Consider the following 13525-nt stretch of genomic DNA (forward strand, 5'->3'; position numbering starts at 1 on the left):
GCCGATGGTAGTGTGGGGCCTCCCCATGCGAGAGTAGGGAACTGCCAGGCATCAAATAAAAGAACCCCTCAGCACCGCTGAGGGGTTTTTGTTTTTTGAGTTTTATAAGCCTTCCCTTGTATATCAAAAAATAAGCCTCGTTCTCCTCCCCTTTTGTGTGCTCATCCTTTCGCAGAGAAGCTATAAACCTGCTAATCGGTTAAACTGTCCGGGTTTTGACATCAGGACTAATGGCATGAATAACTCCCTAAAACCTTACAATACATTTGGTATTGAAAAACGCGCGCAGCAGATCGTGACGGCGAATACTGCCGGGGCGCTGGCTGATGCATGGCAGCAGGCGCAAGCAGTTTCCCGGCCGGTTTTAATTCTGGGCGAGGGGAGCAACGTGCTGTTTCTTGATGATTTCAACGGCACGGTCATTCTTAACCGTATTATGGGTATCCAGATTGAAGAACATAATGATGCCTGGCTAATACATGCTGGCGCGGGTGAAAACTGGCATCGTCTCGTAAAATTCACGCTGGATCATAATATGGCCGGCCTTGAAAATTTGGCGCTTATTCCAGGATGCGCGGGTTCGTCACCGATTCAAAACATTGGCGCTTATGGCGTAGAGTTCAAACAATTATGTCTGTATGTGGACTGCATTGATTTGGCATCGGGTGAGTCGGTTCGTCTGGGTAACAGTGACTGCCGCTTCGGTTATCGCGATAGCATCTTTAAGCATGATTACCAGAATCGATACGCTATTACAGGTATAGGGCTTCGTCTTCCTAAAGTATGGTCACCGGTACTGACTTATGGCGATTTGACGCGCTTGTCCGCTGATACCGTCACGCCCCGGCAGGTCTTTGATGCGGTATGCCATATGCGTCAAACAAAGCTTCCCGATCCGAAGGAATATGGTAACGCAGGCAGCTTCTTCAAAAACCCGGTTATTACTGCTGAAGAGGCCAGTGCGCTGTTTATACATTATCCAGATGCGCCACGTTACCCACAAAATGATGGAAAGGTAAAACTGGCTGCAGGCTGGCTTATCGATCGCTGTGAAATGAAAGGTCATCGCGTCGGTGGCGCGGCGGTGCATCGTCAGCAGGCACTAGTGCTAATCAATGAGCATAATGCGACCAGTGAGGATGTCGTAAAACTCGCGCATGAAGTCCGTCAGCGCGTCGGCGAAAAATTCAATATCTGGCTGGAGCCTGAAGTCCGTTTTATTGGTGCGGTGGGTGAGGTAAACGCTGTGGAGACGATTTCTTGAAAGATAATACTATTCCGTTAACACTGGTTTCGCTTCTTGCTGACGGCGAATTTCACTCTGGTGAGCAGCTTGGCGAAAAGCTGGGGATGAGCCGTGCTGCTATCAATAAGCATATCCAGACGCTGCGTGACTGGGGCATTGATGTCTTTACGGTGCCGGGTAAAGGGTACAGCCTGCCGGGCCCGATTCAGTTGCTTAACGAATCTTTTATTCATTCCCATATTAAATCGGGATCGGTAACGGTGCTGCCGGTTATCGACTCCACAAACCAGTATTTACTGGACAGGCTTTCTGAGCTTGAATCAGGCGATGCCTGTATCGCGGAGTATCAGCAGGCAGGTCGCGGACGTCGTGGCCGCAAATGGTTCTCGCCGTTTGGAGCAAATCTTTATCTTTCCATGTATTGGCGCCTTGAACAGGGACCAGCTGCCGCCATTGGTTTAAGCCTGGTTATCGGCATTGTTATGGCTGAAGTGCTTCATGAGCTTGGTGCCGCGCAGGTGCGGGTAAAATGGCCAAACGATCTCTATTTACATGACAGAAAACTGGCGGGTATTCTCGTCGAGCTTACGGGTAAAACCGGAGATGCGGCACAGATTGTTATTGGCGCGGGTATCAACCTCGCGATGCGTCAGGTCGAAAGCGATATCGTGAATCAGGGCTGGATAAACCTTCAGGAAGCGGGAATTAAAGTCGACAGAAATGAGCTGGCCGTCAGGTTGATAGAAAAACTACGCGCGTCGCTGCGGGAGTTTGAACAGGAAGGGTTAGCTCCCTTTTTATCGCGTTGGGAAAAACTGGACAATTTTATTCATCGTCAGGTCAAACTCATTATCGGCGATCGCGAAATATACGGTATCTCTCGTGGTATAGATAATCAGGGTGCGTTACTGCTGGAACAAAACGGCGTGATAAAGCCCTGGATGGGCGGCGAGATTTCATTACGCAGCGCAGAATGAAAAAAGGGAGCCAGGCTCCCTTTTTTCATTCCTGCCTTATTTCCTTAAGCGGACACAGTCGACGGCATGGTTCGCGCTCTTGGTCATGATGAGGCTGGCCCTTTCACGTGTCGGAAGGATATTCTCTTTTAGGTTCAACCAGTTAATCTCTTTCCATAACTGCGTTGCGATATTAACCGCTTCATCTTCTGACAGTTTGGCGTAGTGATGGAAATAAGAGTCAGGATCGGTAAACGCGCCCTCACGGAATTTCAGAAAACGGTTGATATACCAGCGTTGCAGTAAATCTTCTGGCGCATCAACATAAATAGAGAAATCGACGAAGTCTGAAACAAAAACATGATGCGGATCGTGAGGATAATCCATACCGCTTTGCAGCACGTTCAAACCTTCAAGAATAAGAATATCCGGTTGATTAACGACCTTATCCCCATCAGGAATGACATCATAAATGAGGTGTGAATAAACCGGCGCGGTGACATTCGGCACGCCTGACTTGATATCAGAAACGAACTTAACCAGGCGGTGCATATCGTATGACTGAGGGAAGCCTTTCTTCTTCATCAGATTGCGTTCTTTTAAAACCGCGTTCGGATGTAGAAAGCCGTCGGTGGTAATCAGCTCAACGCGACGATGCTCAGGCCAGCGGCTTAACAGCGCCTGCAATACGCGGGCAGTCGTACTTTTACCTACCGCAACGCTACCTGCAATGCTGATAATATAAGGAATACGCTGGCCATTAGTGCCAAGAAATTGTTCGAGTACAGCCTGCCGGCGTAAGTTAGAGCTAATATAAAAATTAAGCAAACGCGATAGCGGCAGATAAATTTCCGCGACTTCTTCAAGAGAAAGGTCTTCGTTAATACCCTTCAGGCGCGCGATTTCGCCTTCAGTAAGCGTCATCGGTACGGAGTCGCGCAAGGCAGCCCACTGGCTCCGGTTAAACTGGAGATAGGGGGACGTTAAGATTTGATCTTTATTACTCATAAGCATGCTTCTGCCTGTCATTCAGGACAAAATGAAAACCCTTTGCTCAGCGCTGTGATGCTTTCATCGTAGACCGCTTAATGGCACGCCGGGTAAGCGAGAATTTCACAATGGGCAGGAGGGTAACACCAGATCAAAAGGAATAATAAGAAAAAATCTTCCTCACTTTCCTTTCTCCGAAAAGCATCACGCTTCTTAACCTTAATTGTATAAAGCTTGTCCGCCTGTGTGGGGTTATCTTTCTACTGAGATAACACTCAACGGCGAACGAGACGATTAAAGCAGTAATTGTAATGCTTAAATCAGCAGCACTTTTGACGCAAAAGAGAGAGCAATACGTCGCCTTTACCCATTAAAGAACGAGCTGGCGTTTTGTTTCTTAGCCTGACCACCCACCAAATGCTGCCGCCAGGTGTGGATTATTTCACCATGAGTGGCTGAAAAGGCATCAGAAATGCGCGTTGATGCGCAAAATGTGAGCAAGAGAGCGGATTAAGCAATTTTTTTGTTGCATGCGCGCGCCGCTATTCCTAGAATGCGCGCTACTTGATGCCGGCTTAGCTCAGTAGGTAGAGCAACTGACTTGTAATCAGTAGGTCACCAGTTCGATTCCGGTAGCCGGCACCATCAAGTTCAGGTGGGGTTCCCGAGCGGCCAAAGGGAGCAGACTGTAAATCTGCCGTCACAGACTTCGAAGGTTCGAATCCTTCCCCCACCACCATTTTCGGCTTCGCGCTGCGATGCCAGAGTTGGTCGGTAAGCCTGCCAGCTCAAGCAAAAAAGAATTTCTTTTTTGTACAGAAAGAACTGGGTAGCCGAGTTTCAGGATGCGGGCATCGTATAATGGCTATTACCTCAGCCTTCCAAGCTGATGATGCGGGTTCGATTCCCGCTGCCCGCTCCAGGATGTGCTGATATAGCTCAGTTGGTAGAGCGCACCCTTGGTAAGGGTGAGGTCGGCAGTTCGAATCTGCCTATCAGCACCACTTCTCAATCTCCTCCCTGTTTCTCTTCTGTAGATGTATTCAACAAATTCAGGCAAACGCCTGGTTGATGTGGTGATACCACCGATTTATCCGTGTCTTAGAGGGACAATCGATGTCTAAAGAAAAGTTTGAACGTACAAAACCGCACGTTAACGTCGGTACTATCGGCCACGTTGACCATGGTAAAACAACGCTGACCGCTGCCATCACTACCGTTCTGGCGAAAACCTACGGTGGTTCTGCTCGTGCATTCGACCAGATCGATAACGCGCCGGAAGAAAAAGCTCGTGGTATCACCATCAACACCTCTCACGTTGAATATGACACCCCGACTCGCCACTACGCGCACGTTGACTGCCCGGGCCACGCCGACTACGTGAAAAACATGATCACCGGTGCTGCTCAGATGGACGGTGCTATCCTGGTTGTTGCTGCGACTGACGGCCCGATGCCGCAGACCCGTGAGCACATCCTGCTGGGTCGTCAGGTAGGCGTTCCGTACATCATCGTGTTCCTGAACAAATGCGACATGGTTGATGACGAAGAGCTGCTGGAACTGGTTGAGATGGAAGTGCGTGAGCTGCTGTCTCAGTACGACTTCCCGGGCGACGACACCCCGATCGTTCGTGGTTCTGCTCTGAAAGCGCTGGAAGGCGACGCTGAGTGGGAAGCGAAAATCATCGAACTGGCAGGTCACCTGGATTCCTACATCCCGGAACCGGAGCGTGCGATTGACAAGCCGTTCCTGCTGCCGATCGAAGACGTATTCTCCATCTCTGGTCGTGGTACCGTTGTTACCGGTCGTGTAGAGCGCGGTATCATCAAGGTTGGTGAAGAAGTTGAAATCGTGGGCATCAAAGACACCGCGAAATCCACCTGTACCGGCGTTGAAATGTTCCGCAAACTGCTGGACGAAGGCCGTGCGGGCGAGAACGTAGGTGTTCTGCTGCGTGGTATCAAACGTGAAGAAATCGAACGTGGTCAGGTACTGGCTAAGCCGGGCTCCATCAAGCCGCACACCAAGTTCGAATCTGAAGTGTACATTCTGTCCAAAGATGAAGGCGGCCGTCATACTCCGTTCTTCAAAGGCTACCGTCCGCAGTTCTACTTCCGTACAACTGACGTGACTGGCACCATCGAACTGCCGGAAGGCGTGGAGATGGTAATGCCGGGTGACAACATCAAAATGGTTGTTACCCTGATCCACCCGATCGCGATGGACGACGGTCTGCGTTTCGCAATCCGCGAAGGCGGCCGTACCGTTGGCGCGGGCGTGGTTGCTAAAGTTCTCGGCTAATCGCTGATAACATTTGACGCAATGCGCAATAAAAGGGCATCATTTGATGCCCTTTTTGCACGCTCTCGGCCCAGAACCTGGCTCATCAGTGATTTATTCCACATAATCATTGCTGAGACAGGCTCTGCAGATAGCGTAACTCCGAAGCGCAATGTAAAAAGAGCAATTCGGTCTGGCTTGCCTCGCACGTGCGGGGCAAAAATGTTTGTCTGATTTACTATGACAGGTTGGTTTATGAGTGCGAATACCGAAGCTCAGGGAAGCGGGCGCGGCCTGGAAGTGATGAAGTGGTTGGTTGTCGCTGCGCTGCTGATCGTAGCTATCGTAGGCAACTTTCTTTACCGTGAGGTGACTCTGCCGCTGCGTGCTCTTGCGGTAGTTATTCTTATTGCTGCAGCGGGTGGTGTCGCGCTGTTGACGACAAAAGGTAAAGCTACTGTCGCCTTTGCCCGTGAAGCGAGAACCGAAGTCCGTAAGGTTATTTGGCCGACTCGCCAGGAAACGTTGCACACCACATTAATCGTGGCTGCAGTGACCGCAGTTATGTCACTGATCCTGTGGGGGCTGGATGGTATTCTGGTCCGCCTGGTATCCTTTATCACTGGCCTGAGGTTCTGAGATGTCTGAAGCACCTAAAAAGCGCTGGTACGTCGTTCAGGCGTTTTCCGGTTTTGAAGGCCGCGTAGCAACGTCGCTGCGCGAGCATATCAAATTACACAACATGGAAGAGTTGTTTGGCGAAGTCATGGTTCCTACCGAAGAGGTAGTGGAAATCCGTGGCGGCCAGCGTCGCAAAAGCGAGCGCAAATTCTTTCCCGGTTATGTGTTAGTTCAGATGGTCATGAACGACGCAAGCTGGCACCTGGTGCGTAGCGTACCTCGCGTGATGGGTTTCATCGGCGGTACGTCTGATCGTCCTGCGCCAATCAGCGACAAAGAAGTTGACGCTATCATGAACCGCCTGCAGCAGGTTGGCGACAAACCGCGTCCGAAAACGCTGTTTGAGCCAGGTGAGATGGTTCGTGTTAACGACGGTCCGTTTGCTGATTTCAACGGCGTGGTGGAAGAAGTCGATTACGAGAAGAGCCGCCTGAAAGTGTCGGTTTCTATCTTCGGTCGTGCTACGCCGGTTGAGCTTGATTTCAGCCAGGTAGAAAAAGCGTAAGCTGAGTTCGAAAAAGCAGCGGTTAACCGTTGCACAGGGCGCGAGATTGGAATACAATTTCGCGCCTTTTGTTTTTATGGGGCCAACCCATAAAACATTTTAATCACGGGGAGCCTCGCCGAGGCGCTAGACCCAACTGAGGAAATTTTCATGGCCAAGAAAGTACAAGCCTACGTTAAGCTGCAGGTTGCAGCTGGTATGGCTAACCCGAGCCCGCCGGTCGGTCCGGCTCTGGGTCAGCAGGGTGTTAACATCATGGAATTCTGTAAAGCGTTCAACGCGAAGACGGATTCCATGGAAAAAGGTCTGCCGATTCCGGTTGTTATTACCGTTTACGCTGACCGTTCTTTCACCTTCGTTACCAAAACCCCGCCGGCAGCAGTACTGCTGAAAAAAGCGGCTGGTATCAAGTCTGGTTCCGGTAAGCCGAACAAAGACAAAGTGGGTACCATTACCCGCGCTCAGCTGCAGGAAATCGCACAGACCAAAGCTGCTGACATGACTGGCGCCGACATTGAAGCGATGACTCGCTCCATCGAAGGTACTGCACGTTCCATGGGCCTGGTAGTGGAGGACTAAGAAATGGCTAAACTGACCAAGCGCATGCGTGTGATCCGTGACAAAGTTGATGCGACCAAACAGTACGACATCAACGAAGCCATCACTCTGCTGAAAGAACTGGCTACCGCTAAGTTCGTAGAAAGCGTTGACGTTGCTGTAAACCTCGGCATCGACGCTCGTAAATCTGACCAGAACGTACGTGGTGCGACTGTACTGCCGCACGGTACTGGCCGTTCTGTTCGCGTTGCCGTATTTACCCAGGGCCCGAACGCTGAAGCTGCTAAAGCGGCTGGCGCTGAGCTGGTAGGTATGGAAGATCTGGCTGAGCAGATCAAGAAAGGCGAAATGAACTTTGACGTTGTTATTGCTTCCCCGGATGCAATGCGCGTTGTTGGCCAGCTGGGCCAGGTTCTGGGTCCGCGTGGCCTGATGCCGAACCCGAAAGTTGGTACTGTAACGCCGAACGTTGCTGAAGCGGTTAAAAACGCTAAAGCGGGTCAGGTTCGTTACCGTAACGACAAAAACGGCATCATTCACACCACCATCGGTAAAGTGGATTTCGACGCTGACAAACTGAAAGAAAACCTGGAAGCGCTGCTGGTTGCTCTGAAAAAAGCAAAACCGTCTTCTGCTAAAGGCGTGTACATCAAGAAAGTTAGCCTGTCCACCACCATGGGCGCAGGTGTTGCGGTAGACCAGTCTGGTCTGAGCGCAGCGGCGAACTAATTCGCCTCTTTACGTGGGCGTCGGATTTGTCTACAATCTTACGCCCATTGTTCTGCTAAGCAGAGCACAAAAGATTTTCGGTTGGAGCCTGGCCTTATCCAGGCCTCCGTCCAAGACCGCAGGTGTTTCGTAAGAAGCTTAATTCCCTGCGTAGACGGTGACAGAACCTGAAGAATATTTTTTAAGTAGTCTTTGGCTTGTTTCTGCTCACCGTATTTCGACGCTCTTTCGTATGATTGAGTGAAGTGAGTTCCGGGACGTGTCCCGGCTAAAATCCAGGAGCAAAAGCTAATGGCTTTAAATCTTCAAGACAAACAAGCGATTGTTGCTGAAGTCAGCGAAGTAGCCAAAGGCGCGCTGTCTGCGGTTGTTGCGGATTCCCGTGGCGTAACCGTAGATAAAATGACCGAACTGCGTAAAGCAGGTCGCGAAGCTGGCGTATACATGCGTGTTGTTCGTAACACCCTGCTGCGCCGTGCTGTTGAAGGTACTGCTTTTGAGTGCCTGAAAGACGCGTTCGTTGGTCCGACCCTGATTGCATACTCTATGGAACACCCGGGCGCTGCTGCTCGTCTGTTCAAAGAGTTCGCGAAAGCGAATGCAAAATTTGAGGTTAAAGCCGCTGCCTTTGAAGGTGAGCTGATCCCGGCGTCCCAGATCGATCGCCTGGCAACTCTGCCGACTTACGAAGAAGCAATTGCACGTCTGATGTCGACCATGAAAGAAGCCGCTGCCGGCAAACTGGTTCGTACTCTGGCTGCTGTACGCGACGCAAAAGAAGCTGCTTAATAGCGCTTACTCTCGCAACGCATTTGCTTACGTATAAAACTTATTCTGATATTCAGGAACAATTAAATGTCTATCACTAAAGATCAAATCATTGAAGCAGTATCCGCTATGTCCGTAATGGACGTTGTAGAACTGATCTCTGCAATGGAAGAAAAATTCGGTGTTTCCGCTGCTGCTGCTGTAGCTGTTGCTGCTGCTGGCCCGGCTGAAGCTGCTGAAGAGAAAACTGAATTCGACGTTATTCTGAAAGCCGCTGGCGCTAACAAAGTTGCTGTTATCAAAGCAGTACGTGGCGCGACTGGCCTGGGTCTGAAAGAAGCTAAAGACCTGGTAGAATCTGCTCCGGCCGCTCTGAAAGAAGGCGTGAGCAAAGATGACGCTGAAGCTCTGAAAAAATCTCTGGAAGAAGCTGGCGCTGAAGTTGAAGTTAAATAAGCCAACCCTTCTGGTGGCAGCCTGAGAAATCAGGCTGATGGCTGGTGACTTTTTGGTCACCAGCCTTTTTGCGCTAGGGGACCAGTAGCGTTTCACACTGTTTTACTGCTGGTTACCCGTCAATGCTTGTTTCTATCGACGACTTAATATACTGCGACAGGGTTTCGGCACTGTGTAAATCGCAATGAAATGGTTTAAGCGTGATAGCAACAGGTATTGCGAAAAGTGTTCCACTTTTCGGTCAACAAAATGGTGTTGCATAAACTGTCCCTTCGATGGACAGAGTGGGTCGACTTGTCAGCGAGCTGAGGAACCCTATGGTTTACTCCTATACCGAGAAAAAACGTATTCGTAAGGATTTTGGTAAACGTCCACAAGTTCTGGATGTTCCCTATCTCCTTTCTATCCAGCTTGACTCGTTCCAGAAATTTATCGAGCAAGATCCTGAGGGTCAGTACGGCCTGGAAGCAGCTTTCCGCTCCGTATTCCCGATCCAGAGCTACAGCGGCAATTCGGAACTGCAATACGTCAGCTACCGTCTTGGCGAACCGGTTTTTGATGTTAAAGAATGCCAAATCCGTGGCGTGACCTATTCGGCACCGCTGCGCGTTAAGCTGCGTCTGGTGATCTACGAGCGCGAAGCGCCGGAAGGCACCGTTAAAGACATCAAAGAGCAAGAAGTTTACATGGGCGAAATCCCGCTCATGACCGATAACGGTACCTTTGTCATTAACGGTACTGAGCGTGTTATCGTTTCTCAGCTGCACCGTAGCCCGGGCGTGTTCTTTGACAGCGACAAGGGCAAAACCCACTCCTCTGGTAAGGTGCTGTATAACGCACGCATCATTCCTTACCGTGGCTCCTGGCTGGACTTCGAATTCGATCCGAAAGACAACCTGTTTGTCCGTATCGACCGTCGTCGTAAGCTGCCGGCAACTATCATCCTGCGCGCGCTGGATTACACCACTGAGCAGATCCTTGACCTGTTCTTCGAGAAAGTGGTTTTCGAAATCCGCGACAACAAGCTGCAGATGGAGCTGATTCCGGAGCGTCTGCGTGGTGAAACCGCGTCCTTTGATATCGAAGCAAACGGCAAAATCTACGTAGAAAAAGGCCGTCGTATCACTGCGCGTCATATCCGCCAGCTCGAAAAAGACGAAATCAAACACATCGAAGTTCCGGTTGAATACATCGCCGGTAAAGTCGCTGCGAAAGATTATGTGGATGCTTCCACTGGCGAGCTGATTTGCCCGGCCAACATGGAACTGTCCCTGGATCTGCTGGCGAAACTGAGCCAGTCTGGTCACAAACGTATCGAGACGCTGTTCACCAACGACCTCGACCACGGCCCCTATATTTCTGAGACTGTCCGCGTCGACCCGACCACCGATCGCCTGAGCGCGCTGGTTGAGATCTACCGCATGATGCGTCCTGGCGAGCCGCCGACGCGTGAAGCGGCAGAAAGCCTGTTTGAGAACCTGTTCTTCTCTGAAGATCGTTACGATCTGTCTGCGGTAGGCCGCATGAAGTTCAACCGTTCTCTGCTGCGCGACGAGATCGAAGGTTCCGGTATCCTGAGCAAAGCTGACATCATCGACGTGATGAAGAAGCTCATCGATATCCGTAACGGTAAAGGCGAAGTGGACGATATCGACCACCTCGGCAACCGTCGTATCCGTTCCGTTGGCGAAATGGCGGAAAACCAGTTCCGAGTTGGCCTGGTGCGTGTAGAGCGTGCGGTAAAAGAGCGTCTGTCTCTGGGCGATCTGGATACCCTGATGCCGCAGGATATGATCAACGCCAAGCCTATCTCCGCGGCGGTGAAAGAGTTCTTCGGTTCAAGCCAGCTTTCTCAGTTTATGGACCAGAACAACCCGCTGTCTGAGATCACGCACAAGCGTCGTATCTCTGCACTCGGCCCGGGTGGTCTGACGCGTGAGCGCGCAGGCTTCGAAGTTCGAGACGTACACCCGACCCACTACGGTCGCGTATGTCCTATCGAAACGCCGGAAGGTCCGAACATCGGTCTTATCAACTCCCTGTCCGTGTACGCGCAGACTAACGAGTATGGCTTCCTTGAGACGCCGTACCGTAAAGTGACCGACGGTGTGGTGACTGATGAAATTCATTACCTCTCCGCTATCGAAGAAGGTAACTACGTTATCGCGCAGGCGAACACCAACCTGACCGAAGAAGGCCGCTTCGCCGATGATTTGGTCACCTGCCGCAGCAAAGGCGAATCCAGCCTCTTCAGCGCAGACCAGGTTGACTATATGGACGTTTCCACCCAGCAGGTGGTTTCTGTCGGTGCGTCCCTGATCCCGTTCCTTGAGCACGATGACGCCAACCGTGCATTGATGGGTGCGAACATGCAACGTCAGGCGGTTCCGACCCTGCGCGCTGATAAGCCGCTGGTAGGTACCGGTATGGAACGTGCTGTTGCCGTTGACTCCGGCGTAACCGCCGTGGCCAAACGTGGCGGTATCGTTCAGTACGTGGATGCGTCCCGTATCGTTATCAAAGTTAACGAAGACGAGATGTACCCGGGCGAAGCAGGTATCGACATCTATAACCTGACCAAATACACCCGTTCTAACCAGAACACCTGCATCAACCAGATGCCGTGCGTGTCTCTGAATGAACCGGTTGAGCGCGGCGACGTGCTGGCAGACGGTCCGTCCACCGACCTCGGTGAACTGGCGCTCGGTCAGAACATGCGCGTAGCGTTCATGCCGTGGAACGGCTACAACTTCGAAGACTCCATTCTCGTTTCCGAGCGTGTTGTCCAGGAAGACCGTTTCACCACGATTCACATCCAGGAACTGGCGTGCGTATCTCGTGATACCAAACTGGGGCCGGAAGAGATCACTGCTGACATCCCGAACGTGGGTGAAGCTGCGCTCTCCAAACTGGATGAATCCGGTATCGTCTACATCGGCGCGGAAGTGACCGGCGGCGACATTCTGGTGGGCAAGGTAACGCCGAAAGGTGAAACCCAGCTGACGCCGGAAGAGAAACTGCTGCGTGCTATCTTCGGTGAGAAAGCGTCTGACGTTAAAGACTCTTCTCTGCGTGTGCCGAACGGCGTTTCCGGTACGGTTATCGACGTTCAGGTCTTTACCCGCGATGGCGTGGAAAAAGACAAACGTGCGCTGGAAATCGAAGAAATGCAGCTCAAGCAGGCCAAAAAAGACCTGTCTGAAGAACTGCAGATCCTCGAAGCCGGTCTGTTCAGCCGTATTCGCGCTGTACTGATCGCAGGCGGCGTTGAAGCCGAGAAGCTCGACAAACTGCCGCGCGACCGCTGGCTGGAACTCGGCCTGACCGACGAAGAGAAACAGAATCAGCTGGAACAGCTGGCTGAGCAGTACGACGAACTGAAGCACGAGTTTGAGAAGAAACTCGAAGCGAAACGCCGCAAAATCACCCAGGGTGACGATCTGGCGCCGGGCGTGCTGAAGATCGTTAAGGTGTATCTGGCCGTTAAACGTCAGATCCAGCCGGGCGATAAGATGGCAGGCCGCCACGGTAACAAAGGTGTTATCTCCAAGATCAACCCGATCGAAGATATGCCTTACGATGAAAACGGCACGCCGGTAGACATCGTACTGAACCCGCTGGGCGTACCGTCTCGTATGAACATCGGTCAGATCCTGGAAACTCACCTGGGTATGGCGGCGAAAGGTATCGGCGATAAGATCAACGCCATGCTGAAGCGTCAGGAAGAAGTCGCGAAACTGCGTGAATTCATCCAGAAAGCTTACGACCTCGGCCAGGATGTTCGTCAGAAAGTTGACCTGAACACCTTCAGCGATGACGAAGTACTGCGTCTGGCTGAAAACCTGCGTAAAGGTATGCCGCTTGCCACGCCGGTATTCGACGGCGCGAAAGAAGCTGAAATTAAAGAGCTGCTGCAGCTGGGCGACCTGCCGACTTCCGGTCAGATCACCCTGTTCGATGGCCGTACTGGTGAACAGTTCGAGCGTCCGGTAACCGTAGGTTACATGTACATGCTGAAACTGAACCACCTGGTTGACGACAAGATGCACGCTCGTTCCACCGGTTCTTACAGCCTGGTTACTCAGCAGCCGCTGGGTGGTAAGGCGCAGTTCGGTGGCCAGCGCTTCGGTGAGATGGAAGTGTGGGCGCTGGAAGCTTACGGCGCCGCCTACACCCTGCAGGAAATGCTTACCGTTAAGTCTGATGACGTGAACGGCCGTACCAAGATGTATAAGAACATCGTGGATGGCAACCATCAGATGGAACCGGGCATGCCGGAATCGTTCAACGTACTGTTGAAAGAGATTCGCTCGCTGGGCATCAACATCGAACTGGAAGACGAGTAATTCTCGCTCA

Annotated in this window: 11 protein-coding genes and 4 tRNA genes; 14 read left to right on the plus strand and 1 reads right to left on the minus strand. The window is 51.6% G+C overall.

Going from position 1 to position 13525, the window contains the following annotated elements:
• Positions 1-235: 235 nt before the first annotated feature.
• Complete coding sequence (gene murB / locus ACUW6V_RS20335; RefSeq protein ID WP_041460623.1) at positions 236-1264, plus strand: UDP-N-acetylmuramate dehydrogenase; 1029 nt, start codon at positions 236-238, stop codon at positions 1262-1264.
• Positions 1261-2223 (plus strand): bifunctional biotin--[acetyl-CoA-carboxylase] ligase/biotin operon repressor BirA, encoded by a 963-nt coding sequence (birA, locus tag ACUW6V_RS20340; RefSeq protein ID WP_007872665.1) that lies wholly within the window; start codon positions 1261-1263, stop codon positions 2221-2223. Before murB ends, birA begins: the two co-directional genes overlap by 4 nt.
• Positions 2224-2259: 36 nt before the next feature.
• Here birA and coaA read toward each other — a convergent pair whose 3' ends face one another.
• Positions 2260-3210, minus strand: a complete 951-nt coding sequence (gene coaA, locus ACUW6V_RS20345) for a type I pantothenate kinase (protein WP_004386160.1) — start codon at positions 3208-3210, stop codon at positions 2260-2262.
• 551 nt (positions 3211-3761) lie between these two features.
• Between coaA and ACUW6V_RS20350 the strand changes: the two genes are divergently transcribed.
• The 12 genes from ACUW6V_RS20350 to rpoB all read left to right on the plus strand — a co-directional run bounded on the left by ACUW6V_RS20350 (position 3762) and on the right by rpoB (position 13515).
• Positions 3762-3837: transfer RNA gene (locus tag ACUW6V_RS20350), tRNA-Thr, on the plus strand.
• Positions 3838-3846: 9 nt separating this feature from the next.
• Positions 3847-3931, plus strand: a tRNA-Tyr gene (locus tag ACUW6V_RS20355).
• A gap of 108 nt (positions 3932-4039) precedes the next feature.
• A tRNA-Gly gene (locus ACUW6V_RS20360) sits at positions 4040-4114 on the plus strand.
• A 6-nt stretch (positions 4115-4120) separates the two neighbouring features.
• Positions 4121-4196 (plus strand) — tRNA-Thr (locus ACUW6V_RS20365).
• A gap of 112 nt (positions 4197-4308) precedes the next feature.
• A complete protein-coding gene (tuf, locus tag ACUW6V_RS20370; protein WP_007872666.1) occupies positions 4309-5493 on the plus strand; it encodes an elongation factor Tu in 1185 nt (394 codons plus the stop codon).
• 234 nt (positions 5494-5727) lie between these two features.
• The gene (gene secE, locus ACUW6V_RS20375) at positions 5728-6111 is read left to right on the plus strand and encodes a preprotein translocase subunit SecE (RefSeq protein ID WP_004387083.1); all 384 of its coding nucleotides are present in this window, start codon (positions 5728-5730) and stop codon (positions 6109-6111) included.
• A gap of 1 nt (position 6112) precedes the next feature.
• Positions 6113-6658, plus strand: a complete 546-nt coding sequence (nusG, locus tag ACUW6V_RS20380) for a transcription termination/antitermination protein NusG (RefSeq protein ID WP_001287521.1) — start codon at positions 6113-6115, stop codon at positions 6656-6658.
• A gap of 150 nt (positions 6659-6808) precedes the next feature.
• Positions 6809-7237 (plus strand): 50S ribosomal protein L11, encoded by a 429-nt coding sequence (gene rplK, locus ACUW6V_RS20385; protein WP_004387082.1) that lies wholly within the window; start codon positions 6809-6811, stop codon positions 7235-7237.
• A gap of 3 nt (positions 7238-7240) precedes the next feature.
• Positions 7241-7945 carry a 50S ribosomal protein L1 gene (gene rplA, locus ACUW6V_RS20390; protein WP_004387081.1) on the plus strand — a complete coding sequence of 235 codons (705 nt, stop codon included), beginning with the start codon at positions 7241-7243 and terminating at the stop codon, positions 7943-7945.
• Positions 7946-8236: 291 nt separating this feature from the next.
• Positions 8237-8734 carry a 50S ribosomal protein L10 gene (rplJ, locus tag ACUW6V_RS20395; protein WP_004387080.1) on the plus strand — a complete coding sequence of 166 codons (498 nt, stop codon included), beginning with the start codon at positions 8237-8239 and terminating at the stop codon, positions 8732-8734.
• Positions 8735-8800: 66 nt separating this feature from the next.
• The gene (rplL, locus tag ACUW6V_RS20400; protein ID WP_004387079.1) at positions 8801-9169 is read left to right on the plus strand and encodes a 50S ribosomal protein L7/L12; all 369 of its coding nucleotides are present in this window, start codon (positions 8801-8803) and stop codon (positions 9167-9169) included.
• A 317-nt stretch (positions 9170-9486) separates the two neighbouring features.
• Positions 9487-13515, plus strand: coding sequence for a DNA-directed RNA polymerase subunit beta (gene rpoB / locus ACUW6V_RS20405; RefSeq protein ID WP_004387078.1), 4029 nt, complete (start codon positions 9487-9489; stop codon positions 13513-13515).
• Positions 13516-13525: the final 10 nt, after the last annotated feature.

Source organism: Cronobacter sp. 153480017-3, assembly GCF_053627815.1.